Below are 23324 nucleotides of genomic sequence, written 5' to 3'. Positions count from 1 at the left end.
GATGGTTAACGGGGGTTAAGAGCATGGGCAGCAGCCTGAAGAATGCGCAGTTCCTGATCGACAGCCGAATCGCCGACGCGGCGCGCGGCGACGCCGATGCGTGTTTCGACCTTGGCATGGTCTATTCGAGTGGCTCCGCTGGTATCGGCGTAGACCTGATCGAGGCACACAAATGGTTCAACCTGGCCGCCGTTGCGGGCAGCGAGATCGCCAAGGATTGCCGCCGCGACATTGCCGAGGACATGACCGCGCGCGAAATCGCCACCGCCCAGGCGGCGGCGCGGGCGTTCCTGGTCGCCACCCAGCGCCGCGCCGCCTGATCCTTTACTCTGCGGCGACCGCCTTTTTGGGTGCCGCCTTTTTCGCGGCCGGTTTCTTGGCCGCAGGCTTCTTTGCAGCCGTCTTTGCGGCGGGCTTTTTGGCCGCTGCCTTCTTCTTGCCCTTGGCGGGTGGTGCTGCGGCTGCGCGCGCGTCGATCAACTGCGCCGCCTCTTCGAGCGTCAGCGCGTCTTTCTCGATCGATTTGGGCAAGGTCGCATTGGTCGTGCCATCGGTGACATAGGCCCCGTAGCGCCCCTCCATCAGCTTGATCTCGGCCTCGCTGCGCGGATGCAGGCCCAGCACCTTGAGCGGGGCCTGGGCCCCCCGTTGCGGCCGCCCGCCGCCTGCGGCGGCTTCGGCGAGCTTGACCACCGCCGCGTTCATGCCCGTTTCGAACACATCCGCCGTCGAGCTAAGCCGCGCATATTTGCCGGCATGCTTCAGATACGGGCCATAGCGACCGATGGCCGCCGTGATGGGTTCGCCGGTTTCGGGGTGCGTGCCGATGGTGCGCGGCAGCGACAGCAGTTTCAGCGCCCATTCGAGATCGAGTTCGCCAATATCTTTCGGGATCGACGCCATCTTGCGCGTCTCGCCCTCGCCGATTTGGATATAAGGGCCGAACCGCCCCGACTTGCGCTCGACCGGCAAGCCGCTTTCCGGGTCCTTGCCGAGCGTCTCGGGCGTGGCATCGGCCTCGCCTTCACCGCCGGGCTGGCCGAAGCGGCGGGTATATTTGCACTCAGGGTAATTGGAGCAGGCGACGAACGCGCCGAACTTGCCGCCGCGCAAGGCGAGCTGGCCCTTGTGGCACAGCGGGCACAGCCGCGGATCGCTGCCATCGGCCTTGGCCGGGAAGAGATAGGGTTCGAGGAATTTGTCGAGCGCGGCGGTCACTTCGGACGGCTTTTGCTCCATCACCTCGGTCGTGCGCGGCTTGAAGTCCTTCCAAAAGGCTTCGAGCACGGCTTGCCACTGCGCGCGGCCGCCCGACACTTCGTCAAGCTCGTCCTCGAGCCCGGCGGTGAAATCATAGCCGACATATTTCTCGAAAAAGCGTTCGAGGAACGCCGTCACCAACCGGCCCGATTCCTCGGCGAAGAAGCGGTTCTTCTCGACGCGGACGTAGGCGCGGTCCTTCAGCGTCTTGATGATCGAGGCATAGGTCGAAGGGCGACCGATGCCGAGTTCTTCGAGGCGCTTGACCAGCGACGCTTCCGAGAAGCGCGGCGGCGGCTGGGTGAAATGCTGTTCGGCGGTGACGCCCAATTTGGCCGGGGCATCGCCCTCGCGCAGGCGCGGCAGGCGCTTGGCGTCTTCATCCTGCGTGTCGTCCGAGCCTTCTTCGTACAAAGCGAGATAGCCGGGGAAGAGCATCACCTGACCGGTTGCGCGGAGGGCCGTGTCGCCCGTGCCGTCAGCCAGTTCGACCGTGGTGCGCTCCAGCCGGGCCGAGGCCATCTGGCTCGCCAGAGCGCGCTTCCAGATCAAATCGTACAACCGCGCATGATCGCCGCCGCCAGCCTTGTCCTTGCTGAAGTCGGTCGGGCGGATCGCCTCATGCGCTTCCTGCGCGTTCTTGGCCTTGGTCTGGTAGACGCGCGGCTTGTCGGGGACGTAGCTCGCGTCATAGCGATCGGCGACGGCATGGCGCGCGGCAGAGATCGCGCTCGAATCCATCTGCACGCCGTCGGTACGCATATAGGTGATCGCGCCGTCCTCGTAGAGGCCTTGCGCGATCCGCATCGTATGGTCGGCGGAGAAGCCGAGCTTGCGCGAAGCTTCCTGCTGCAACGTCGAGGTGGTGAAGGGCGGCGGCGGGTTGCGCGTCGCAGGCTTCACCTCGACCGATTGCACCGTGAACAGTCCGCTTTCGACCGCGGCCTTGGCGCGCTTGGCGGTGCCTTCCTCGCCGATCGACAGGCGATCGAGCTTCTTGCCCTCGAACTGCACGAGCCGCGCCTGGAACGGCGTGCCGTCATGCTCCATGTCGGCGATGACCGACCAATATTCCTGCGGGCGGAAGGCCTCGATCTCGCGCTCGCGGCTGACGATCAGGCGCAGCGCGACCGATTGCACGCGCCCTGCCGACTTGGCGCCGGGCAGCTTGCGCCACAGCACTGGGGAGAGCGTGAAGCCGACGAGATAATCGAGCGCACGGCGCGCCCGATAGGCGTCGATCAAATCGGTATCGAGCTCGCGCGGATGCTGCATCGCCTCGGTCACCGTCGCCTTGGTGATGGCGTTGAAGGTAACGCGCTGCACGTCCTTGGGCAGTGCCTTGCGGCCGCGCAGCACCTCCTGCACGTGCCAGCTGATCGCTTCGCCCTCGCGGTCAGGGTCGGTCGCGAGGATCAGGCGGTCGGCGGTCTTGGCGAGATCGGTGATCGCCTTCAACTGCTTGGCCTTGTCGGCGTAATTTTCCCATTCCATCGAAAACCCGTCCTCGGGATCGACCGAGCCATCCTTGGGCGGCAAGTCGCGGACATGGCCGTAGGAAGCGAGGACGCGGTAATCCGAACCGAGATATTTCTCGATGGTCTTCGCCTTGGCGGGCGATTCGACGATGACAAGCTGCATGGGGTGATCGAGGTCCTTACGTGTACGCGCGAGGATGGAGATGTGGCGGGCGCTGCGTCAAGCGGGGCATCACGTCAACCATCGACATCACAATGCAGTCGCCAGCGTCAGCGCGCCCAGCACTATGCCGGGGCTGTTGGCGCAGACGATCGGCCAGTCGCGCTTGGGCTTCGCAAGACCGTACAGTGCCCATAAGGCGCAATTCACCACCGTTGCGATCGGTTGAACGATCGAGCCTTTGTGCCCGTCCAAATTGAGGCGGATCTGGTCGACGTAAGACGCGTACATCGCGATCGCGGTGCAGGTGGCCACCCAGCCGAGGATAGAGAGCATACGGTCGGTCATGGGGAGGCTCCGGATTGAGGCGGCAGTCTCCGCCAAACGGAGCGACCGTCTGCGGGACGTTTAAACCTCCCGGCAAGTTCCCGTTTGCGTCAAAAGGTCTGCACGGTGGCGAGCGCGCGACTGGGCTGGCATAGCGGTCGGGAGCAGGGGAGAGCAGCATGATTCGGGCAATTGCGGCGATGATGGCGGTGCAGGCGGCGACAGTGGTGCTGCCCGAGCGATTGGAAGCGCCGACCCCGCCGGGGTTCGTGACCGGCTATGACGCGCACAATACGCAGATCGCGATAACCGAGCGAATCCCGCGCGGCGAAACCGTCGAGCAATGGTCCCGGATGATCACGGTGCAGCGTTTTACCGGGATTGCCCGAGTGGGCGGGCACGGCTTTCTGGACAGGCTGGCCAATGGCGTGAAACGCAGCTGTCAGGGCGCATCGACGACGCCGATCGTCGATAGCGTCGCCGACGGACGCGCGGTTGCGTCGATGCGCGCGGACTGTCCGCTCAACAGCGCGACGGGCAAAGCTGAGGTCTTTTTCGTCAAAGTATTCACCGGTGCGGCGGACATCCATTCCGTCCAATATGCATTCCGGTCGGTGCCGACGGCCAAGGATGCGGCGGTGGCGGAGGCCTATCTCGATTCGATCGCTCTCTGCCCCGGTAGCGCGAAGGCCTGCGCGGCGTCCTGAGTTCAGACCAGCGCCACCCGACCTCCGGCATGACGTTCCAACCGCCCGGCCAGTTCCAGTTCGAGCAGCACCGTCTGCACAATCGCGGGGCTATGGCCGGATTGGCGGATCAGTTCGTCGATCGCGACGGGTACGGGGCCGAGCAGGTCGCAAACGTCGCGGCGTTCGGCGTCGCTCGCATCTTCGGGCGGGGGCGCGCGGAAGCCGTCGCGGCTGGTGCGGACCATACGCTGGTCGATCGGGCGCACCGTTTCCAGCACGTCGGCGGCGGATTGCACCAGCGTCGCGCCGTCGCGGATCAGCCCGTTGCACCCCTGCGCGCGCGGATCGAGCGGGCTGCCGGGCACCGCCATCACCTCGCGGCCCAGTTCGGCGGCAAGGCGCGCGGTGATGAGCGAGCCCGATTTGGGCGCGGCCTCGACCACGACGGTGCCGAGCGACAGCCCGGCGATGATGCGGTTGCGATAGGGAAAGTGGCGCGCGCGCGGCTCGGTGCCGGGCGGTTGTTCGGCGATCAGCAGGCCGTCCTGCGCGATGCGCTCCTGCAGCGCCGCGTTTTCCGGCGGATAGACCACGTCGATGCCCCCGGCGATCACGGCGATCGTCCCCGTCTCGATCGATCCGACATGCGCGGCGGTGTCGATGCCGCGCGCCAGGCCCGAGACGATGCTCACTTCCTCGCGCCCGAGTTCGGCGGCGAGTTGACGTGCGAAGCGGCACGCTGCGGCTGACGCATTGCGCGCGCCAACCATCGCGATGGAGAGCTGCGCGAGCAGATCGATCCGCCCGCGCACGATCAAGGCGGGTGGGGCATCGTCGAGTTCGGCGAGCAGCGGGGGATAGTCGGGGTCGTCAAGGAACAGGTGGCGCGCGCCCAGCCGGGCCACCGTTGCCAGCTCGCGCTCGGCCAGCGCGACCGGGGCCAGCGCGGGCGGCTTGCCACCGCCACGCGCGGCGAGGTGCGGCACGGCATCGAGCGCGGCGTGCGCGCTGCCGAAGCGCGCGATCAATTGGGCGTAGGTGACGGGCCCGATCTGCGCCGAACGGATCAGGCGCAATCGGGGGATCGCCCGTTGCGCTTGATCCATCGCCTCAGCCACGCTTGCGGCCGACGCGCGGTTCGGTGCCGCTGATGAGGCGATCGACATTGGCGCGATGCTTCCACAGCACCAGCAAAGCGAGCGCAAGCAGCAGCAGGACAAGGTCGAACCGACCGAAAAAAGCGGCGCTGAGCGGGGCGGTTACCGCAGCCGTCATGCCCGCAAGCGAGGAAATGCGCAGCAGCGCCAGCATGGCGATCCACACCACCGCGTAAACGAGTGCAATCGGCCAATGCAAAGCCAGCACCACGCCGAGCAGCGTCGCCACGCCCTTGCCGCCGCGGAAGCGCAGCCAGACCGGATAGAGATGGCCAAGGAACACCGCCGCCGCCGCGACCACGCCGGTGCCGCCAAGATAGCGCTCGGCAATCCACACCGCGACAAACCCCTTCGCCGCGTCGAGCAGCAACGTTGCCGCCGCCAGCCCCTTGCGCCCGGTGCGCAGCACGTTGGTGGCACCGATATTGCCCGACCCGATCTGGCGCAAATCCCCCGCGCCCGCCAGGCGGGTGAGCAGGACGCCGAATGGAATCGACCCGAGCAGATAGCCGAGCACCAGCGCCGCCGCCGGGGCCTGCCAGAGATAGTCGGTCGGCACGTAAGATCCCCCTATGGTCGGTGTGAACATAGCGTGCACACGGCCCGGTGCCACAATCTCCATCAAGCCGGTTTTGTCAAATGCGCCGATCGCGTTATGGAGCGCCATGGATCAGCGCCCCGTGTTGTTTTTTGATTCCGGGGTCGGCGGATTGTCGGTGCTCGGTGCGGCGCGGGTGCTGCTGCCCAACATGCCGGTGGTCTATGTCGCGGACTCGGCGGGTTTCCCATACGGCACCAAGACCGAGCGCGAGATCGCCGCGCGCGTGCCCGCCTTGCTGGGTCGGCTCGCCGAACGCTATCAACCGCGCCTGATCGTGATCGCGTGCAACACGGCATCGACGATTGCGCTGGCAACGGTCCGCGAGGCGCTCGATCTGCCCGTGGTCGGCACCGTCCCCGCGATCAAGCCCGCCGCGATCGCCAGCGCGACGCGCGTGATCGGCGTGCTCGGCACCGAAGCCACGGTGCGCCAGCCTTATGTCGATGATCTGGCGGCGCGCTTTGCCGGGGATTGTACGGTGTTGCGCCACGGATCGGCCGAGCTGGTCGCGCTCGCCGAAGCCAAATTGCACGGGGAGCCGACCGATCCGGCGCGCTATGCCGCCATCCTGCATGGCCTGTTCGGGCAAGCTGGTGGCGATCGGATCGATACGATCGTCAATGCCTGCACGCATTTCCCGCTGGTGGCGGACGAATTGGCGGCGGCGGCCCCGCACCCGGTGCGCTTCGTCGATGGCAGCGCGGGGATCGCCCGGCGGATCGCGCATTTGACCGAGGGGCAGGGCTGGCCGGATACGCCGCGCGAGGGGCGTGCGGTGTTTACCGCGCACAGTGCCGATACGGATCGGCTGGTACCAGCACTCGCCCGGTTTGGACTCACGCGGCTGGATATTCTATAACCGATAGGTATGATCACGTAGATCGGGGAAAGCCGCTGGAAATCGGCGCTTGGCGGGGGTAGTGGGCGGACATGGACGTAGACTCACCGCATCCCGGGGTCGATTACTCCCGGATTTTCGCGCAGGCGATCGATCGCCTGCATGTCGAAGGGCGTTATCGCGTCTTTATCGACATCCTGCGCAACAAGGGGGCCTTCCCCAATGCGCGGTGCTTCGCCGGACATAACGGCCCCAAGCCGATCACGGTGTGGTGTTCGAACGATTATCTGGCGATGGGCCAGCACCCGCAAGTGATTGCGGCGATGGAACATGCGCTGCACGATGTCGGCGCGGGTTCGGGCGGCACGCGCAATATCGGTGGCAACACGCATTATCATGTCGATCTGGAAGGCGAACTCGCCGATCTGCACGGCAAGGAAGGCGCGTTGCTGTTTACCAGCGGCTATGTCTCGAACGAGGCGACGCTGGCGACGCTGGCCAAGGTGCTGCCGGGCTGCATCATCTTCTCCGACGAGCTCAACCATGCCTCGATGATCGCGGGCATCCGCAATTCGGGCTGCGAAAAGCATGTGTTCCGTCACAATGACCTGGCGCATCTCGAGGAACTGCTCGCGGCGGCCGATCCGGCGGTTCCGAAGCTGATCGCCTTCGAAAGCGTCTATTCGATGGATGGCGACGTCGCGCCGATCGCCGCGATCTGCGACCTGGCCGACAAATATCATGCGCTGACCTATCTCGACGAAGTCCATGCGGTCGGCATGTACGGCCCGCGCGGCGGCGGCATTTCGGACCGCGATGGCGTCGCCGATCGGCTGACCATCATCGAGGGGACGCTGGGCAAGGCGATCGGGGTGATGGGCGGCTATATCAGCGCCGATCAGACGATCATCGACGTGATCCGTTCCTATGCGCCGGGTTTCATCTTCACTACCTCGCTGTCGCCGGTGCTGGTGGCGGGTGCGCTGGCCAGTGTGCGACACCTGAAGGCGTCGAGTGTCGAGCGTGAGGGGCAACAGGCCGCCGCCGCATTGTTGAAGACGCTGTTCGCAGAAGCCGGTCTGCCGGTGATGAACTCGACCACGCACATCGTGCCGCTGATGGTCGGCGATCCGGTCAAGGCCAAGAAGATCAGCGACATCCTGCTCGCCGAATATGGCGTGTACGTGCAGCCGATCAATTATCCGACCGTACCGCGCGGCACCGAACGGCTGCGCTTCACCCCGGGTCCCGCGCATGACGAAGCGATGATGCGCGAACTGACCGGGGCGCTGGTCGAAATCTGGGGTCGGCTGGAATTGCGCAAGGCGGCCTGAACCGAGCGGGAACCGCGACGCCTGTAACCCGTTACGCCTCTCACATCAGCGAGAGGTTATCATGGGCAAGGGTTGTATTTTGTGGCTGCTGGGGGTTCCGATCCCGGTCATTCTGCTGTTGTGGCTGGTTTTCCACCACTAATTGACCCCGTCAGCGATTGGCGTTGCGCTCGATGCGGCCCGACCAGGCATAACCGCGATAGAGCGGGGCGAAGCGCGGCATGCCGCCCACCTCGCTGGCAATTTCGATCAGGGCAGGCTGCAATGCTGCGCGCGGTGCCACGTCGAATTTGGCGAGCCAGGCGAACAACAACGCACGAAAGGCTTTGGGCAACCCTTCCTGCTGACCGAAGTCGACAATGTCGAGCCGCCCACCCGGCGCGAGCTTGGTGGCGGCCTCCCGGATGGCATCGTGCCAGCCGGGAATCATCGACAGCGTATAGCTTTGGAAGATACGATCGAAGGTCGCGATGCCGAACAGCGCCTCGGCATCGAAAGCGGTGGCGTCGCCTTGCGCCAGCACGATCCGATCGGAAAGGCCTGCCTTGGCGACCTTCGCACGCGCCGTCTGCAGCATCGCTTCCGAAATATCGATGCCGTAGAAGCGCGCATCGGGCCAACGCCTAGCCGCCGCGATCAGGTTGCGCCCGGTGCCGCAGCCGATTTCCAGCACGCTGCCGCCGGGCGGCGGCGCGATTCCGTCGATCAGCGCATCGCGCCCGAGCAGATAATATTTGCGTGTCAGATCATAGATATGGCGCTGCGACCGATAGATCGCATCCATATGCCCGGCATGGCCGGTGTCGATCGAGGCTGCGTTCATCCGAGCACGTAGAGATGGACGCCGCCGTAAATCGAGGAGCGGTCGCGCTTGGTGTAATCGAGCGACTCCTCGGCGCGGTACGTCCATTTGCCGAGGATCGCATCGGGCACGCGGCCGGGCAGGATGCTGGGTTCGCCAGCGGTGCGGAACAGCACGCGTGCGCCGGGCTTGGCGGTGCGGGTGATTTCGCTCCACAGATCGGTGAGCTGTTCGTCGGTCATCCAATCCTGCGCGTCGAGCAGGATGTAACGATCGAGCGAGGCATCGCCGTGGGTGCGCAGATAATCGGTAAAGTTGGTGTGGCGCACCTCGATCCGGCTCGCGCGCTCGACAATCTCGTCATAATGGTCGCGCTGGAGATAGGGCGGCAGCGGTGCCGATGGTCCCTGGCCATAGCCGCGGCCAAAGGCCTGCCATGCGAAATAATTGTCCTTGATGTCGAAATCGCACGCGAGCTTTTCGAGCCGTTCGCGCAGCACCACCGCCATCTTCTCGTCGCCAGCCAGCGCCTCATATTGCGCTGGCGGAATGCCGAGGCCGAACAGCGAGGCAGGCTGATCGGTGATCCATTTGACGAAGCCCTTGTCGAAAAAGGGCGCGAATTCGCGGTCGAAGATTTCGCGCTGTTCCTCGATCGATTGCGCCTTGAGCAGGATCTTCGGGTTCACGCCGTTCAGCCGCGCGAGCAGATGCGCCACGCCGATGAAATTGCCGAGCAGGCCGCGCTTGTAGACGTTCTTGGCGAAACCGCCGATCCGCCGCCGGCCGATGATGTCACGGCCTTCCCAATAGGCCAGCGTCGTCTCGTCGAGATGCGGGCGGATATAGGTGCGATAGGCGCGCACGTTGTCGCGGCTGTTGGCCTGGGCGAAGAAGCGGTGGAAGGCGTCGTAATCCGGCAGATGCCGCGCGGCGACGACCTTCAGCTTGTTGAGCGCGATGTGCGCGGTGTTGAGGTCGACCGCGGTGATCGCGCGCGGGTTGGCGGTTAGGTAGCTCAGCACATTGCACCCGCCCGAGGCGATCGTGACGACATGCGAATCCGGCGCGATCGCCAGCGCTTCCATGTCGACCGCCGGATCCTCCCAGATCTGGGCATAGACGAGGCCGCGAAAGGCGAAGGTAAAGGCGCGTTCGAGCAGCCCCTGCTTCGAGAGATGTTTGTGCTGATGCACTGCACTGCGAACCGCGCGATTCTTTGCGGCGGTCTTGCGGGGGCGATCCTGAGGCGGTCGAATGGCAAGGGCCATGGCAAGCTTCTCCGGCCGGACATCGCGTTGAGGAAAAGACGCAGGCGGCAGCCGTGCGTTACGACGATCCGGTGACGCTTCCATGACGCGCTTGTGGCGAAATGAAAAGGACCTGCCGACGCGGGGGACGCCGACAGGTCCGTTTTTACAACCGCTCGCCGCAAAGGAGGGGACCCGGCGAACGGTCAGTTTGTCCCCTGCGGAACGGGGACAGTTCATTATACGCGCGAATGCCCCGCCCGGATGCGGCGGCGCGGTATTTTTACGGCAGCATCACGGTGTCGATGACATGGATCACGCCGTTGGACTGCATCACATTGGCGATGGTGATCCGCCCGGTATGGCCCTTGGCATCGGTGACGCTCCAGCCGCGACCTGCCTTGGCGAAGGTCAGCGTGCCGCCCTGGACGGTGGTGTAGGTGGCCTTGCCGCCATGCGCTTGCGCGGCGGCGGCGATGTCGGCGGCGGTGACACGACCGGGAACGACATGGTAGGTCAGCACGGCGGCGAGCGTCGCCTTGTTTTCGGGCTTCAGCAGCGTCGTCACGGTGCCCTTGGGCAGTTTGGCGAAGGCGGCGTTGGTCGGCGCGAACACCGTGAACGGCCCCGGGCCGGACAGCGTCTCGACCAGGTCAGCGGCCTTGACTGCGGCGACCAGCGTGGTGTGGTCCTTCGAATTGACGGCGTTTTCGACGATATTCTTGGTGGGATACATGGCGGCACCGCCGACCATTGGGTTGGTCTGGGCGGATGCGAGCGATCCTGCGCTCATCGCGACGGCGGCGGCGGCGATTGCGGTGCGAAAAATGCGGGTCATAGGGGGTTCTCCTGCGGGTGCGCCCGGGGTGGACGCGGCGGAGATACGGGGCAGCCCCCGCCGTGGATGCACTCAGACCGGCGAAAGAACGCCTTTGGCGACCACGGGGCCGGTTGGCAGCCCGCTGGGTGACCCGCCGACCGGTTCGACCGTAACGGCAAGCACCGCGCCCGCCGCAATACGCTGCCGGTTCTCCGGCCGCAGCGTCAGCGCGGTCGCCCCTTGGGTGCGCAAGACCCCCAGCGAATGCGGCGTGCCGTCGGCCGGGATCACCCACAATTCCGCGCTATGGTCGGCACTGGTCAGGCTCGCCTCGGTCAAGCGGATCGTCCCGGCATTCTTGTCATAGATTGCCGTGACCGGGGTGCCTTTGCCCTCCGGCGTGATCGAAGCGACCAGCGTCGGGGCGAGCGGCGCGGCGACTGACGGTGCGGGCTGCGGCGGCGACATGGGCGCGAGCGGGCGCGTGACCAGCACGACCAGCAGCGCCGCTGCCGCAATGCTCGACAGCGCGGCCACGCCGGGCCAGATCGCGCTGCGTGGCCGGGGTCGCGTCACCAGACTTGCAACCGGTGCTGCCGGTGCCTGATCGAGCGAGCGCTCGACGCGCGCGAGAATATCGGGGGCCGCGATCGCGGGCCATTGGTCGAACCACGGTGCCAAATGCCCGCGCCACCGCTCGACCTCGCGCGCGAAATCGGGGTCAGCGAGGACGCGGCGGAGCGCGACGGCCCTTTCCTCGCCATCCAGCACGCCGAGCGCGAGTTCGGCCGCGGTCATGTCGGGCGCGTCCTCGAGGCCTTCGGGGCCGACGCCTGCAGGAGGGGGCATGTCGCTCATCCCTCAAGGCACTCCTTCAATTTGGCGAGGCCGCGCCGCACCCAGCTCTTCATCGTGCCAAGCGGGATCGACTGGCGTTCGGCCAGTTCGGCATAGGTTACGCCGTCGAAAAAGGCAGTGCGGATCGCATCGCGCTGGCGTGCCTCAAGGCCTTGCAGGCAGCCGTGCAACAGGTCGCTGGCTTCGTCCTGCAGCATCGACTCGCTGGCGAGCGGGGCCGTGTCGATCACCGGCGGCGCATCCTCGATCGGGGTGGCGCGGCGGATTTTCTGCGCGCGCTGCCAGTCGATCGCGCGGTTGCGCGCGATCGTGGCGAGCCACGTGATCGGGCTGGCGCGCAGCGGGTCATAGGCACCGGCGCGCCGCCAAATCGTCAGATACACATCGTGCAACACGTCTTCCGCTGCCTGCCTTTCGCCGCAGATACGGTAGCAGACGCCAAATAGTTTCGCCGAAGTGAGCGCATAGAGATCGCGAAAGGCCGCGCGGTCCTCCTCGCCGGTGCGCACCAGCGCGTCCACCAGCCGCGCACGCGCCGCCGCCTCTGGCGAGGGCGTGCCGGATGGAGCCGGAGCGTCGAGCGGGTGATCGGTCACGGGGGCAGTGCCTAGCTTGGCGCGGGGGCCACGGCAATATCGGCGTGCGATTGCGGTGTCGGTGCGTGCGCTTGGGTGTGGCAATCGCGCGCGGGCTTGGCTAAGGGCACGCCATTCCGCTTCACCTTTTGGGAGCGCGCCCGCTTTGCGCATCGCCATCGCCTCCGATCACGCCGCCTTTGCGTTAAAGGCCACGCTTGCCGCATGGCTCGCCGCCGAAGGGCATGACGTGCTCGATCTCGGCCCGGACAGCGATGCGCGCGTCGATTATCCCGATTTCGGCTTCAAACTGGCCGAGGCCGTGGCCTCTGGCGCGGCCGAGCGCGGCGTTGCCCTGTGCGGATCGGGCATCGGCATTTCGATCGCGGTCAATCGCCATCTCGCGATGCGCTGTGCGCTCGTCTCCGAACCGCTTTCCGCCGCCCTTGCGCGCGAGCATAACGATGCCAATGTCGTGGCGCTCGGCGCGCGGCTGACCGGCGAGGACATGGCCAAGGCCTGTATCACCGCTTTCCTGACCACCGATTTCGCCGGTGGCCGCCATCAATCGCGCGTCGAAAAGCTCGGCGCACCGTCCTTTGCGCCAGTTACGAGTGGGAACCCGGCATGAGCACCAATCCATCAGAGCTTCACGACGTCCAGCCCGACGGCTTCTTCACGCGCGGCCTGGCCGAGGCCGATCCGGCGGTGTTCGGCGGGATTGCCCATGAGCTGACGCGCGAACAGACGCAGATCGAGCTGATCGCGAGCGAAAATATCGTGTCGAAGGCGGTGCTGCAGGCGCAGGGTAGCGTCTTCACCAACAAATATGCCGAAGGCTATCCCGGCAAGCGTTATTATCAGGGCTGCCACCCGTCGGACGAAGTCGAGACGCTGGCGATCGAGCGCGCCAAGCAATTGTTCGGCTGTTCCTATGCCAATGTCCAGCCGCACTCGGGCGCGCAGGCCAATGGTGCCGTGCTGCTGGCGCTGGTCAAGCCGGGCGAGACGATCCTCGGCATGAGCCTCGATGCCGGTGGTCACCTGACACACGGTGCCAAGGCGGCGATGTCGGGCAAGTGGTTCAACGCGGTCCAGTATGGCGTGGATCCGGTCACGCATCTGATCGATTTCGATGAAGTGGCAAAGCTGGCACGCGAGCATAGCCCCAAGCTGATCATCGCGGGCGGCTCGGCCTATCCGCGTACAATCGATTTCGCCAAATTCCGTGCGATTGCCGATGAAGTCGGGGCCTATTTCATGGTCGACATGGCGCATTTCGCCGGGCTGGTTGCGGCGGGCCTGCATCCGTCGCCCTTCCCGCACGCGCACATCGCCACCACCACCACGCACAAGACGCTGCGCGGGCCGCGCGGGGGCATGATCCTCGCCAATGACGAAGCGCTGGGCAAGAAGCTCAATTCGGCGGTGTTCCCGGGGTTGCAGGGTGGTCCGCTGATGCACGTGATCGCGGCGAAGGCGGTCGCTTTCGGCGAGGCGCTGCAGCCGGGCTATAAGAGCTACATCGCCGCCGTGATCGAGAATGCCAAGGTGCTCGCCGCCACGCTCAAGGAGCGCGGCGCGGAAGTCGTTTCGGGCGGCACCGACACGCATCTCGCCTTGATCGACCTTACCCCGCTCGGCGTGACCGGCAAGGATGCCGATGAAGCGCTCGAACGCGCCGGCATCACGTGCAACAAGAACGGCATTCCCAACGATCCGCTCCCCCCGACCAAGACCAGCGGCATCCGCGTTGGCTCGCCAGCGGGCACGACGCGCGGCTTTGGCCCGGCCGAATTCCGCGAGATCGGCAACATGGTCGCCGATGTGCTCGATGGCTTGCGCAAGAATGGCGAGCACGGCGACGCGCAGGTCGAGGCCAATGTCCGCGAGCGCGTTCTGGCGCTGTGCGCGCGCTTCCCGATCTATCCGGAAGGGGTGTGATTTGCGCTGTCCGTTCTGCGGCCATGAAGACAGTCAGGTAAAGGACTCGCGCCCGACCGAGGATGCAGGCGCGATCCGGCGGCGGCGGCAATGCGAGGGGTGCGGTGCGCGCTTCACCACCTTCGAGCGGATTCAGCTCCGCGAGTTGACCGTGGTCAAGAGCGAAGGCGCGGGCGGCGGCTTCAAGCGCGAGCCGTTCGATCGCGAGAAGCTGTTGCGCTCGGTCTCGATCGCGGCCCGCAAGCGCCCGATCGAGGCGGCGCAGCTTGAGAAGCTGGTGTCGGGCATTCAACGCCAGCTCGAGACGCTGGGCGAGAACGAAGTGCGCTCGGGCAAGATCGGCGAGATGGTGATGGAGGGGCTGAAGGGCCTCGATTCGGTCGCCTATATCCGTTTTGCCAGCGTTTATAAGGATTTCCGCGAAGCGCGCGATTTCGAGGAATTTGCCGGCACGGTGAGCGAGGTCGGCAAGGGGTGAGCACACCTTCGATCATCCCACCGCCCGTGCTCGTTCTCGTTCGTCCGCAGCTTGGTGAAAATATCGGCAAGGCCGCGCGCGCAATGCTCAATTTCGGGCTGGTCGAGATGCGCCTCGTCAGCCCGCGCGACGGCTGGCCCAACCCCAGCGCAGGCCCCGCCGCGAGCGGTGCCGATGTCGTGTTGGAAGAGGCGCGGGTGTTCGAAACCGTGTCCGACGCCGTGGCCGATTGCGCGAATGTCTATGCGACCACCGTGCGCAAACGCGGCGTGACCAAGCCGGTGGTGACGCCCGAGGGGGCGGCGCGCGCGATCCATGCCGGGCCGGGGCGATCGGCGATTTTGTTCGGGCCGGAACGCTCGGGGCTCGAAACCGACGATATCGCGCTGGCGCGGACCATCATCACCGTGCCGATCAACCCGGAATTCGGATCGCTCAATCTGGCGCAAGCGGTCATCCTCATCGCCTATGAATGGTCGAAGGCGGAGCGCCTGGCGAGCCCACCCCAGGTCGATCTGCCGCCGCCGGCACCGCAGGAAGAGCTGGACGGGATGATCGCACAGCTTGACGCGATGCTGGGCGAGACCGATTTCTTCTTCCCGCCCGAACGCACGCCGGTGACGCGACGGACCTTGCGGACCTTGCTGACCAAGCCTGGCTGGTCGGCGCAGGAGGTTCGCACCGTGCGCGGCGTGCTGAGCGCGCTGGCAGGAAAGCGGCCGCGGGACCGCTAAGCGCGCGGCACAGATTATTCTGCTTTGACGGCATCTTGCGGGCTGGTTACACCGGCGCATCGCATAAGTCGGAGATCTTCATGCTGGTCCGTTCTGCCTCGATGATGGCTGCCATCGCGCTTGCGGCATCGCCGGTGATTGCGCAAACATCCGCTGAGGGAACGTCGTCGGGTCCGACCCCGACGGCAAAGCCCAGCAAACCCGCCAAGCCGCGCAAAATCTGCCGTTCGGAAGCGACGACCAGCTCGCGGGTGCGGGCCAGCGTCTGCAAAACTGCGGAGGAATGGGAGCGCGAGGCAGCGGGCAGCGAGCATATGGCTGGGGTTCTCGGCCGTTAAGGCTCGGGAATGGAGGCCGGTTGGCGTTCCGCTCACGGGTTCTCCGGCCCTACGAAGCGTCGCGGTGCCTTGATGGCGGCGATTGCCCATTATATCGCGCAGACCGTTCACTGTCGGCGCACTGGATCTCGATCGGGAGGGTATATGAAGACGTTACTCGCTGCGACTCTATTATGCCTTCCAATGGCCGCGCAGGCCATGGACACAGCCGGTTCCACAGCGGACGCGGCTAAAGAAAAGAAGATTTGTCGCTCCGAGGAAGTGACCGGCTCGATGTTTACCAAGCGCGTCTGCCACACCAAGGCCGAATGGGTCGCGCTTGAAGCCGAACGGGAGCGTGGTGCCGCGGCGCTGCGCAATCGGCGCGACGGGAACGGCTCGGATATTCCCCGCTAACCGAAAGGGATGCGCGGTCAGCGCCGGTCGAACGCCACGAGCTCATAGGCGATCGATGCTTCGACCAGCCGTTCCCACAAATCGGCGATGACGCTTTCGGGAATGCCGACGGCGCGCGCTTCCGCGCAGGCATTGGCGATCACTTGCGCCTTGCGCCCCTCGTCGCGCACCGCGCCGCGTTCGGGTTTGATCCGCGCCGCTGCGTCCATATAGGCAAAGCGCTGGGCGAGCAGCGCGATCAGCGCGCGGTCGACATGGTCGACGCCAGCGCGGACCTCCGCCATATTGGTGCAATCGGGGCCGGTGAGGATCGCGTTCGTCATGCGCTCCCCCTTGGCGAGCCGCGGCGCGCCTGTCCAGCTTGACTCATGCGACCGGTCCCGCTAACCGCCCGCCTTCGCATTTGGCCCCACACCCCGGTGAAGTGGTGGCCCTGCCCGTATCCCTTACAGGTTCGGATAGAGCGATACCGGGTATCGATCGTTTGCGCAGGCAGGCGGTCTTGTCACGAAGCATTTGCCAAGGAATATCTCATGTCGAAGCGTTCATCCGCAAAGTACAAGCTCGATCGCCGTATGGGCGAGAATATTTGGGGCCGCCCCAAATCGCCCGTCAACAAGCGTGAATATGGCCCCGGCCAGCACGGCCAGCGCCGCAAGGGCAAGGTCTCGGACTTCGGCATCCAGCTGCGCGCCAAGCAGAAGCTCAAGGGCTATTATGGCGACGTGACGGAAAAGCAGTTCCGCGCTTGCTACACCGAAGCCGCGCGCATGAAGGGCGACACCGGCCAGAACCTGATCGGCCTGCTCGAGCAGCGTCTCGACATGATCGTGTATCGCGCCAAGTTCGCGCCGACCGTGTGGGCTGCGCGTCAGCTGGTTTCGCACGGCCACGTCCGCGTCAACGGCGTGAAGTGCAACATCGCATCGCGCCGCTGCTTCGTCGGTGACGAGATCACGCTCGGCTCCAAGGCCAAGGAAATGGCACTGGTGCTCGAAGCGCAGCAGCTCGCCGAGCGCGAAATCCCCGATTATGTCGCCCCCGATGGCGCGGCCAAGGTCACCTTCACGCGCGTTCCGACGCTCGACGAAGTGCCCTATCCGGTGAAGATGGAACCGAACCTGGTCGTCGAATTCTATTCGCGCTGATCGTTCGATCCCGATCGAGACTGCAAGAGGGCGGCCCGGCAACGGGCCGCCCTTTTTATTTGGCGGGCGGCAACGCCAGCGCGGTGCGCAGAAAGCCATCGGCCTTGTCGAGCATCGTGGCGCGCACGTTGCTGTCGTCGAGCTGGTGGTCGAGCGCGTGGAACTCGACCAGCTCGACCGACTTGCCCGCTGCTTTCAGGCGACCCGCCATCAGCCGTGATTCGCCGATGCCGACATTCTGGTCGCGGTCCCCGTGGAACAGCAGCACGGGTGCGGTGATCCGCGCGGCATTCTGCGCCGGGGAGCCTTCGCGAACATGCGGGCCCTTGCCGATCCGCGCATCCTGTTCCGTAAAGTCGGTGAAGTCATGCCGTTCCTGCCGCAGCGTCTCCAGATCGGTAACGGGCGCGACCGCGACGATCGCCTTGAACAGGCTTGGATCGAGCACCGCCGATTGTAGCGCGGCATAGCCGCCATAGGACCAGCCGACGATCGCCAGCTTGGCAGGATCGGCGATTCCCTGCTTGATCAGCCAGCGACCGCTATCGTTGACGTCGCCGATCGCGGTGCGCCACGATTTGAAGCCATTTTCCTTGAACCAGGCGATGCCGTAGCCGGTTGATCCGCGATAATTGGGCTGGAGCACGGCATAGCCGCGATTGGCGAAGAATTGCGACAGCCAGTCGAAGTTCCATTCGTCGCGCGCTTCGGGGCCACCATGCGGCATCACGATTGTCGGCAGGTTTTTGCCCGTGCTGCCGGGCGGCAGCGTGAGATAGGCCGGAATCTGCGTGCCATCGGCGGCAGTGAAGGTGATCGGCGTGCGAGCTGCAAGGGTCGTCTTGGCGAGCGCAGCGCGCGCCGGAAAGGCTTCGGCGAGGTGGCGCGTCGTCTTGTCGTAGAGATAATAATGGCCCGGATCGACATCGCTGCCCGCGAACAGCAGCAGCTTGCTCTCGTCGGCGCTGGCATCGACGAACGTGACCAGTGGCAGGCCGGGCAAGGCGCGCGACAGCGAGGCGGCGAGCTTTTTCAGATCGGGGTCGAAGAAAATGCTTTGCCGCTTGTCGGTGACAAAGCTTGCGCCGACCACGCGGTTCTGGCGTCCGATGCGGATCACGTCATCGATATCGACATCGGGGCGGTCGAGCACCAACGAGCGCGTCAGGCTGCCGTCAAGCGCGATCGTGTACAGCGCCCTGCGCCCATCCTTGGTGTCGAAACCGTAGACAAGGTTGTGGTCGCGATCGACTGCATAGGGATTGAAGCCCGACAGCACGCCGCCCGTCGTCTTGAGCGTGCCGAGCGGCAGCCAGGTGCGGTCGCCGGACTTGCGATACGAATAGAGGATCGTATCGCTGTTATAGCCTGTGTTGAGCTTGGGGCGCTTGCCCATGATGCGGACGCTACCGTAACCGTCGCTAATATAATCGACAGCATCGTTATTGGGCGGCTCGACGTTTGCGCGGCGCAGCGAAACGGTGTCGATCCGGTCGACGCCCACACCTTCGCGACTCTCTGCGATCAGCGATCCGGTGGTTGCCTCCGGCACATAGCTACGCGTGACCAGCACCGTGCCGGGCGCACCGCCATTCCAGTCGATCACGTCGCCCCCGCCAAAGGAGGCCCCGAGCGACCGTTCGTTGGTCCGCGCGCTGAGCACCTTCAAATTCTTGCCGTCGCTGTCGACCGCGACGAGGCGGGTATAGCCATTGAAGCCGCCATGGGTCAGCCCGGTGTCGAGGATCATGTAGATTCCGCAGATCAGCCGCGTGTCGGTTGACCATTTGCACGCGGTCAGCCGGTCGGGGTTGCCGCTGGACGCGAGTATGGGCTTTGGCACTCCGTCGGCGACCGACACCACGAACAAGCCGGCACCGTGCCCTTCAATGGCCGCGATATAGGCGATTGCCGTGCCGCTGGGCGAAAGGCTGACCTGCTGAATGTCTTCGCGCGCGCCGAAGCGCGTCGCCGCATCGCTGACGGGGGAGGCGGCGGCGACGGCGGGCAGCAACGGTGTGGCGAGGCAAACGGCCAGCGCGGTCCCCAGCAGATATCGGTTCATGCTTTTCCCCTTTTTGCAGAGTGATACGCACTTTCGCAGGCGACGCAACGTGGCACCGCGCTTGGTTGCGCACGCGCACTGCGCCTGCCAAAAGGTGGCCACCCTAGCGACAGGATGATGGCCGATGCGCGCGATACCGACCCTTGCCCTCACTCTCGGTTTGCTGACAGCGGCAAACCCCGTGCTGGCCCAGAATGGGCCGCTGCCCACGATCAGCGTCGAGACGCTGAAGGACGTCACCAAGACGCTCTCCTCCGATGCGTTCGAGGGGCGCAAGCCGACCACGGCGGGCGAGACCAAGGCGACAGACTATATCGTCGAGCGCTTCAAGGCCGCCGGGTTGAAGCCGGGGAATGACGGCAAATGGTTTCAGGACGTGCCGCTGGTCGAACTGACCGCGAAGAACGTGACGCCGCTCAGCTTCACCGGCGGCAAGGCCCCGGTGAGCCTCGCCTATCGCAGCGATGTCGTGATCGCCACCTATCGCGTTACGCCCAGGATCGACATTCGGAACAGCCCGGTGGTGTTCGTCGGCTATGGCATCACCGCGCCCGAGCGCGGCTGGGACGATTATGCGGGCGTCGATGTGAAGGGCAAGACCGTCGTCATCCTGGTCAACGATCCCGATTGGCAGACGCCGACCAACCAAGGCCTCTTCGAGGGGCGCGCGATGACCTATTATGGCCGCTGGACCTACAAGTTCGAGGAAGCCGCGCGCCACGGGGCGGCGGCCGCGATCATCGTGCACGAAACCGCGCCCGCCGCTTATGGCTGGGGCGTGGTGCAATCGAGCTGGACCGGCCCGCAATTGGAGCTGGACGAAGCGGGCGACCATGCCGACCAGAGCCAGGCGGTCGGCTGGATGCAATTGGCCAAGGCGCGCGAACTGTTCGCGAGCGCCGGGCAGGATTTCGATGCGCTGAACGCGGCGGCAAAGGTGAAGGGCTTCAAGGCGGTTCCGCTGGGCGTCACCGCGTCGGTATCGTTCGACAACACGATCAAGCGGCAGGCGTCGAAGAATGTGATCGGCATCCTTCCGGGTACGACGGCGCCGAACGACTATGTCTATTACACCGCGCATTGGGACCATCTCGGGCATTGCGATGCGGTGAAGGGCGACGACATCTGCAATGGCGCGCTTGACAATGCGAGCGGGGTCGCCGGGCTGGTGGCACTCGCCGAGGCGAATGTGAAGGCGGGCCCGGCGCGGCGCACGCTCGTATTCCTGTCGGTCACCTGCGAGGAATGCGGGCTGCTGGGGTCGCGTTATTATGCGCAGCACCCGATCTACCCGATCGCGCAGACCGTCGGCGGCGTGAACATGGACGGGCTTAACACCGTTGGCCGCGCCAAGGATTTTGTGGTGACGGGGGCTGGCAAATCCGAGCTGGAAGACCGCATGAAGCTGCTGGTCGAAGCGCAGGGCCGCGTGGTGAAGCCCGAACCCAATCCCGAGCGCGGCAGCTATTTCCGCTCGGACCATTTCAGCTTCGCCAAGCTCGGCGTGCCAATGTTCTACGGCGAATCGGGCGAGGATCTGCGCGTTGGCGGCGAGGCGGCGGGGCACGCCGCAACGCTCGATTATATCGAGCATCGCTATCACAAGCCGCAGGACGAATATAATCCGGCGTGGGACTGGTCGGGCGCGGTCGAGGATGTGCAGCTTTATTATGCGCTCGGCCGGTCGCTGGCGGATGGTGCCGATTGGCCGAATTGGTACAAGACCGCCGAATTCCGCTCGATTCGCGATCAAAGCCGGGCGGCTGCAGGAAAGTAACGCATGACTCGTCCCTTGCCGCCCGCCGAATGGGCCCCCCACGCCGCCGTCTGGATCGGTTTTCCGAGCCATCCCGAATTGTGGGAAGCCGATCTCGAACCCGCGCAGGAAGAAGTCGCGGCGTTCGCGCGCGCGGTGCATGCCGGGGGACGCGGCGAGCGCGTGCTGCTCGTCGCCGCCAACGATGCGGCGGCAGCGGCCGCCGAGCGGCTGGCGGGCGATGTCGCGAGCGTCGTGGTCGAGCCGTTCGGCGACATCTGGTTGCGCGACACCGGGCCGATCGTGCTGTCCGACGGCAGCGCACGTGACTTTGGCTTCAACGGCTGGGGCGGCAAATATGATTTGCCGGGCGACGACGATATCGGGCGGCGGCTGGCCGCGCGCAAGAAACTGCCGGTCGAAAGCTGCGACTGGGTGCTGGAGGGCGGCGCGATCGACGGCGATGGCACCGGGCTGGTGGTGACGACCGAGCAATGCCTGCTCAACCCCAATCGCAACCCGTCCTTGACCAGGAGCGAGATCGAGCAGCGCCTGCGCGACGATCTCGGGCTGGTCGACGTGCTATGGCTGGGCGACGGGTTGATGCACGACCATACCGACGGGCATGTCGACAATCTGGCGCGTTTCGTTGCGCCGGGGGTGTTGGTGATCCCGGAGGCGGCGGAGAATGACCCCAATTGGCTGGTCTATCAGCGCGCCGCGCAAGCCGCATCCGCCAAGGACGGCATCGAGCTGGTGCGAATCCCGTCGCCCGGTCGCGTGCTTCGCGACGACGAAATCGTGCCTGCCAGCTATATGAACTTCTACATTGGCAATGCCGCCGTCGTGGTGCCGCTCTACGGTGCGCCCAACGACGATGCTGCGGTGGCGGCGGTGCAGGCGCTGTTTCCGGATCGCGCGGCGGTGGGCTTGCGGGCGGACGCAATCCTGACCGGGGGCGGGAGCTTCCACTGCATTTCACAGCAAGTGCCGGCGTAACGGGGGGCATTGGGCTCCGCGCCGCCACTCTGCCCGTTCGTTTCGAGCGTAGTCGAGAAACCTGGCACAGCGCGTTTTGCGGTTTCTTGCATGTTGCGGCTGGCCTGATCTGGTGATCCAGAAAGGTTGACCTGCAGGGGTGGCCGCCCCTGCAGGTCGGACGGGCGGGACCGTAGGTTTCTGGGCGATGCGCCGCAGTCGAGCGTGGTCCGTCCGTCCTCTTTGTCTGGCCTGAACAGATGATGGGGAGCAAGACCCGAATGCAAGAAAAGGCCGAGGCAACGCCGACGATCCATGTCGGCATCGATGTGAGCAAGGCGCATCTCGATGTGCATCTGCACCCGCTGGGCGAGCGGTTGCGCGTGACCAACGATGCGCACGGCCACCGCCACCTCGTGGCGCTGCTCACCCAGCACGCGGTGGCGCTCGTGCTGATGGAGCCGACCTCGCGCTATCACCGCGCCGTCCATCGGGCACTGTCAGGATTTCCGTGTGTGGGCGGGCGGTTGAACATTACGCCGCCATGGCCCTGATGAAGCGCTCGCCGAAGATGACGGCGAACTGGGCCTTGGCCATGGACCACTCCCGTGGCGGCATTTTCCACTCTTTCTCCGATCGGTTCAAGATCAGATAGAGCAGCTTGGTGGCAGCCTCGTCGCTGGGAAAATGGCCCCTGGCGCGGACGGCGCGTCTGAGCTTCGAGTTCAAAGCCTCGATCGCATTTGTGGTGTAGACGATCCGGCGGACCTCGTCGGGGAACGCAAAGAACGGGATCACTTCGCCCCAGGCGCGCCGCCAGCTTTGGCCGATGGCAGGATAGCGTTGGCCCCAGGGGCCGGCCTCAAACGCGCTCAGCGCCTGTTCGGCCGCCTCTGCGCTGGGCGCGCGGTAAATCTCCTTGAGCGCGCTGGCGAGGTTCTTGCGGTCTTTCCAGGACACGAAGTCCATCGAGTTCCTGAGCAGATGCACGATGCACGTTTGGACGATCGCGTCGGGGAAGACGGCGGTGATCGCCTCGGGGAAGCCCTTGAGGCCATCGACGACGGCGAGCAGGATATCCTCGGTGCCGCGGTTGCGCAGCTCGTTCATTACCCGCAGCCAGAACTTCGCACCCTCATTCTGCTCGAGCCACAGGCCGAGGACCTCCTTCGCGCCGTCGGCGCGAACGCCCAGCGCGATGTGAATGGCTTTGTTGCGAACTATGCCCTCGTCGCGGATCTTGACCCGGATCGCGTCGAAGAAAACCAGCGGGTAGATCGGATCGAGCGGCCGCTGCTGCCACGTCGCCACCTCGTCGAGCACGGCGTCGGTCACCGT

At 65.3% G+C, this 23324-nt stretch carries 26 protein-coding genes; 13 read left to right on the top strand and 13 right to left on the bottom strand.

Annotated features, from left to right (window positions below):
• Nucleotides 1-23 precede the first annotated feature (23 nt).
• Nucleotides 24-320 carry a hypothetical protein gene (locus tag ACP7BL_RS10040; protein ID WP_299111924.1) on the top strand — a complete coding sequence of 99 codons (297 nt, stop codon included), beginning with the start codon at nucleotides 24-26 and terminating at the stop codon, nucleotides 318-320.
• Nucleotides 321-324: 4 nt separating this feature from the next.
• On the opposite strand, the gene topA is transcribed toward ACP7BL_RS10040, so the two are convergent.
• Together topA and ACP7BL_RS10030 are read right to left on the bottom strand one after the other, a co-directional pair.
• Entirely contained in the window at nucleotides 325-2901 is a 2577-nt protein-coding gene (topA, locus tag ACP7BL_RS10035; RefSeq protein ID WP_299111922.1) for a type I DNA topoisomerase, read from the bottom strand.
• 87 nt (nucleotides 2902-2988) lie between these two features.
• Nucleotides 2989-3246, bottom strand: a complete 258-nt coding sequence (locus ACP7BL_RS10030) for a SemiSWEET family transporter (RefSeq protein ID WP_126845953.1) — start codon at nucleotides 3244-3246, stop codon at nucleotides 2989-2991.
• A gap of 158 nt (nucleotides 3247-3404) precedes the next feature.
• Here ACP7BL_RS10030 and ACP7BL_RS10025 point away from each other — a divergent pair, with 158 nt between their 5' ends.
• Nucleotides 3405-3932: a hypothetical protein gene (locus ACP7BL_RS10025; RefSeq protein WP_052192314.1), complete on the top strand. Its 528-nt coding sequence runs from the start codon at nucleotides 3405-3407 to the stop codon at nucleotides 3930-3932.
• Nucleotides 3933-3934: 2 nt separating this feature from the next.
• Here the strand turns inward: ACP7BL_RS10025 and dprA are convergent, their stop codons facing one another.
• Complete coding sequence (gene dprA, locus ACP7BL_RS10020; protein WP_299112550.1) at nucleotides 3935-5020, bottom strand: DNA-processing protein DprA; 1086 nt, start codon at nucleotides 5018-5020, stop codon at nucleotides 3935-3937.
• 4 nt (nucleotides 5021-5024) lie between these two features.
• On the bottom strand, nucleotides 5025-5630 hold the full coding sequence (gene plsY, locus ACP7BL_RS10015; RefSeq protein ID WP_137902459.1) for a glycerol-3-phosphate 1-O-acyltransferase PlsY: 606 nt from the start codon (nucleotides 5628-5630) through the stop codon (nucleotides 5025-5027).
• 106 nt (nucleotides 5631-5736) lie between these two features.
• On the opposite strand from plsY, the gene murI reads away from it, so the two are divergent.
• Entirely contained in the window at nucleotides 5737-6531 is a 795-nt protein-coding gene (murI, locus tag ACP7BL_RS10010) for a glutamate racemase (RefSeq protein ID WP_033964423.1), read from the top strand.
• 71 nt (nucleotides 6532-6602) lie between these two features.
• Nucleotides 6603-7844: a 5-aminolevulinate synthase gene (gene hemA / locus ACP7BL_RS10005; protein WP_126845964.1), complete on the top strand. Its 1242-nt coding sequence runs from the start codon at nucleotides 6603-6605 to the stop codon at nucleotides 7842-7844.
• A 151-nt stretch (nucleotides 7845-7995) separates the two neighbouring features.
• Here the strand turns inward: hemA and ACP7BL_RS10000 are convergent, their stop codons facing one another.
• From ACP7BL_RS10000 to ACP7BL_RS09980, 5 genes are all read right to left on the bottom strand, one after another.
• On the bottom strand, nucleotides 7996-8667 hold the full coding sequence (locus tag ACP7BL_RS10000; protein WP_033964425.1) for a class I SAM-dependent methyltransferase: 672 nt from the start codon (nucleotides 8665-8667) through the stop codon (nucleotides 7996-7998).
• Nucleotides 8664-9917 carry a DUF3419 family protein gene (locus ACP7BL_RS09995; protein WP_126845966.1) on the bottom strand — a complete coding sequence of 418 codons (1254 nt, stop codon included), beginning with the start codon at nucleotides 9915-9917 and terminating at the stop codon, nucleotides 8664-8666. The genes ACP7BL_RS10000 and ACP7BL_RS09995 overlap by 4 nt, the downstream gene beginning before the upstream one ends.
• 262 nt (nucleotides 9918-10179) lie before the next feature.
• The gene (locus tag ACP7BL_RS09990) at nucleotides 10180-10734 is read right to left on the bottom strand and encodes a fasciclin domain-containing protein (RefSeq protein ID WP_126845968.1); all 555 of its coding nucleotides are present in this window, start codon (nucleotides 10732-10734) and stop codon (nucleotides 10180-10182) included.
• A 72-nt stretch (nucleotides 10735-10806) separates the two neighbouring features.
• The gene (locus ACP7BL_RS09985) at nucleotides 10807-11574 is read right to left on the bottom strand and encodes an anti-sigma factor (RefSeq protein ID WP_126845970.1); all 768 of its coding nucleotides are present in this window, start codon (nucleotides 11572-11574) and stop codon (nucleotides 10807-10809) included.
• Complete coding sequence (locus ACP7BL_RS09980; RefSeq protein ID WP_033964427.1) at nucleotides 11571-12170, bottom strand: sigma-70 family RNA polymerase sigma factor; 600 nt, start codon at nucleotides 12168-12170, stop codon at nucleotides 11571-11573. Before ACP7BL_RS09980 ends, ACP7BL_RS09985 begins: the two co-directional genes overlap by 4 nt.
• A gap of 145 nt (nucleotides 12171-12315) precedes the next feature.
• On the opposite strand from ACP7BL_RS09980, the gene rpiB reads away from it, so the two are divergent.
• From rpiB to ACP7BL_RS09960, 4 genes are read left to right on the top strand one after another with little or no spacing between them, the layout of a single operon-like run.
• The gene (rpiB, locus tag ACP7BL_RS09975; RefSeq protein WP_299112507.1) at nucleotides 12316-12780 is read left to right on the top strand and encodes a ribose 5-phosphate isomerase B; all 465 of its coding nucleotides are present in this window, start codon (nucleotides 12316-12318) and stop codon (nucleotides 12778-12780) included.
• On the top strand, nucleotides 12777-14093 hold the full coding sequence (glyA, locus tag ACP7BL_RS09970) for a serine hydroxymethyltransferase (RefSeq protein WP_299112504.1): 1317 nt from the start codon (nucleotides 12777-12779) through the stop codon (nucleotides 14091-14093). The genes rpiB and glyA overlap by 4 nt, the downstream gene beginning before the upstream one ends.
• 1 nt (nucleotide 14094) lies before the next feature.
• On the top strand, nucleotides 14095-14571 hold the full coding sequence (gene nrdR / locus ACP7BL_RS09965) for a transcriptional regulator NrdR (RefSeq protein WP_033964431.1): 477 nt from the start codon (nucleotides 14095-14097) through the stop codon (nucleotides 14569-14571).
• A complete protein-coding gene (locus ACP7BL_RS09960; protein ID WP_033964432.1) occupies nucleotides 14568-15305 on the top strand; it encodes an RNA methyltransferase in 738 nt (245 codons plus the stop codon). Before nrdR ends, ACP7BL_RS09960 begins: the two co-directional genes overlap by 4 nt.
• Nucleotides 15306-15351: 46 nt before the next feature.
• On the opposite strand, the gene ACP7BL_RS09955 is transcribed toward ACP7BL_RS09960, so the two are convergent.
• Complete coding sequence (locus tag ACP7BL_RS09955) at nucleotides 15352-15576, bottom strand: hypothetical protein (protein WP_299112493.1); 225 nt, start codon at nucleotides 15574-15576, stop codon at nucleotides 15352-15354.
• 211 nt (nucleotides 15577-15787) lie between these two features.
• On the opposite strand from ACP7BL_RS09955, the gene ACP7BL_RS09950 reads away from it, so the two are divergent.
• Nucleotides 15788-16039, top strand: coding sequence for a hypothetical protein (locus ACP7BL_RS09950; RefSeq protein WP_299112490.1), 252 nt, complete (start codon nucleotides 15788-15790; stop codon nucleotides 16037-16039).
• Between the two features lie 17 nt (nucleotides 16040-16056).
• Here the strand turns inward: ACP7BL_RS09950 and ACP7BL_RS09945 are convergent, their stop codons facing one another.
• Entirely contained in the window at nucleotides 16057-16362 is a 306-nt protein-coding gene (locus ACP7BL_RS09945; protein WP_299112487.1) for a chorismate mutase, read from the bottom strand.
• Between the two features lie 210 nt (nucleotides 16363-16572).
• Between ACP7BL_RS09945 and rpsD the strand changes: the two genes are divergently transcribed.
• Nucleotides 16573-17187: a 30S ribosomal protein S4 gene (rpsD, locus tag ACP7BL_RS09940; protein ID WP_126845983.1), complete on the top strand. Its 615-nt coding sequence runs from the start codon at nucleotides 16573-16575 to the stop codon at nucleotides 17185-17187.
• Between the two features lie 55 nt (nucleotides 17188-17242).
• On the opposite strand, the gene ACP7BL_RS09935 is transcribed toward rpsD, so the two are convergent.
• A complete protein-coding gene (locus tag ACP7BL_RS09935) occupies nucleotides 17243-19252 on the bottom strand; it encodes an alpha/beta hydrolase family protein (RefSeq protein WP_299112478.1) in 2010 nt (669 codons plus the stop codon).
• A 124-nt stretch (nucleotides 19253-19376) separates the two neighbouring features.
• On the opposite strand from ACP7BL_RS09935, the gene ACP7BL_RS09930 reads away from it, so the two are divergent.
• The 3 genes from ACP7BL_RS09930 (at nucleotide 19377) to ACP7BL_RS09920 (ending at nucleotide 22540) form a co-directional block, all read left to right on the top strand.
• A complete protein-coding gene (locus tag ACP7BL_RS09930; protein WP_426258252.1) occupies nucleotides 19377-21029 on the top strand; it encodes a M28 family metallopeptidase in 1653 nt (550 codons plus the stop codon).
• Nucleotides 21030-21032: 3 nt separating this feature from the next.
• Complete coding sequence (locus ACP7BL_RS09925) at nucleotides 21033-22007, top strand: agmatine deiminase family protein (RefSeq protein WP_426258251.1); 975 nt, start codon at nucleotides 21033-21035, stop codon at nucleotides 22005-22007.
• Nucleotides 22008-22267: 260 nt separating this feature from the next.
• Nucleotides 22268-22540: a hypothetical protein gene (locus ACP7BL_RS09920; protein WP_426258250.1), complete on the top strand. Its 273-nt coding sequence runs from the start codon at nucleotides 22268-22270 to the stop codon at nucleotides 22538-22540.
• Here ACP7BL_RS09920 and ACP7BL_RS09915 read toward each other — a convergent pair.
• Nucleotides 22521-23324: IS256 family transposase (locus tag ACP7BL_RS09915; protein ID WP_426258249.1), on the bottom strand; the 804-nt coding region annotated here is incomplete at its 5' end. The two genes, ACP7BL_RS09920 and ACP7BL_RS09915, sit on opposite strands and share 20 nt — an antisense overlap.

This window comes from Sphingomonas sp. DC1600-2 (assembly GCF_049897605.1).
Classification (GTDB): Bacteria; Pseudomonadota; Alphaproteobacteria; order Sphingomonadales; family Sphingomonadaceae; genus Sphingomonas.
This window is presented reverse-complemented; position numbering and strand designations above follow the sequence as displayed.

Excerpts from the sequence above, each read along its gene's own strand:
- ACP7BL_RS10040 (WP_299111924.1), top strand. The coding sequence starts at position 24 with ATGGGCAGCAGCCTGAAGAATGCGCAGTTCCTGATCGACAGCCGAATC.
- topA (WP_299111922.1), bottom strand. The coding sequence starts at position 2,901 with ATGCAGCTTGTCATCGTCGAATCGCCCGCCAAGGCGAAGACCATCGAG.
- ACP7BL_RS10030 (WP_126845953.1), bottom strand. The coding sequence starts at position 3,246 with ATGACCGACCGTATGCTCTCTATCCTCGGCTGGGTGGCCACCTGCACC.
- ACP7BL_RS10025 (WP_052192314.1), top strand. The coding sequence starts at position 3,405 with ATGATTCGGGCAATTGCGGCGATGATGGCGGTGCAGGCGGCGACAGTG.
- dprA (WP_299112550.1), bottom strand. The coding sequence starts at position 5,020 with ATGGATCAAGCGCAACGGGCGATCCCCCGATTGCGCCTGATCCGTTCG.
- murI (WP_033964423.1), top strand. The coding sequence starts at position 5,737 with ATGGATCAGCGCCCCGTGTTGTTTTTTGATTCCGGGGTCGGCGGATTG.
- hemA (WP_126845964.1), top strand. The coding sequence starts at position 6,603 with ATGGACGTAGACTCACCGCATCCCGGGGTCGATTACTCCCGGATTTTC.
- ACP7BL_RS10000 (WP_033964425.1), bottom strand. The coding sequence starts at position 8,667 with ATGAACGCAGCCTCGATCGACACCGGCCATGCCGGGCATATGGATGCG.
- ACP7BL_RS09995 (WP_126845966.1), bottom strand. The coding sequence starts at position 9,917 with ATGGCCCTTGCCATTCGACCGCCTCAGGATCGCCCCCGCAAGACCGCC.
- ACP7BL_RS09990 (WP_126845968.1), bottom strand. The coding sequence starts at position 10,734 with ATGACCCGCATTTTTCGCACCGCAATCGCCGCCGCCGCCGTCGCGATG.
- ACP7BL_RS09985 (WP_126845970.1), bottom strand. The coding sequence starts at position 11,574 with ATGAGCGACATGCCCCCTCCTGCAGGCGTCGGCCCCGAAGGCCTCGAG.
- glyA (WP_299112504.1), top strand. The coding sequence starts at position 12,777 with ATGAGCACCAATCCATCAGAGCTTCACGACGTCCAGCCCGACGGCTTC.
- ACP7BL_RS09950 (WP_299112490.1), top strand. The coding sequence starts at position 15,788 with ATGAAGACGTTACTCGCTGCGACTCTATTATGCCTTCCAATGGCCGCG.
- ACP7BL_RS09945 (WP_299112487.1), bottom strand. The coding sequence starts at position 16,362 with ATGACGAACGCGATCCTCACCGGCCCCGATTGCACCAATATGGCGGAG.
- rpsD (WP_126845983.1), top strand. The coding sequence starts at position 16,573 with ATGTCGAAGCGTTCATCCGCAAAGTACAAGCTCGATCGCCGTATGGGC.
- ACP7BL_RS09935 (WP_299112478.1), bottom strand. The coding sequence starts at position 19,252 with ATGAACCGATATCTGCTGGGGACCGCGCTGGCCGTTTGCCTCGCCACA.
- ACP7BL_RS09930 (WP_426258252.1), top strand. The coding sequence starts at position 19,377 with ATGCGCGCGATACCGACCCTTGCCCTCACTCTCGGTTTGCTGACAGCG.
- ACP7BL_RS09925 (WP_426258251.1), top strand. The coding sequence starts at position 21,033 with ATGACTCGTCCCTTGCCGCCCGCCGAATGGGCCCCCCACGCCGCCGTC.
- ACP7BL_RS09920 (WP_426258250.1), top strand. The coding sequence starts at position 22,268 with ATGCAAGAAAAGGCCGAGGCAACGCCGACGATCCATGTCGGCATCGAT.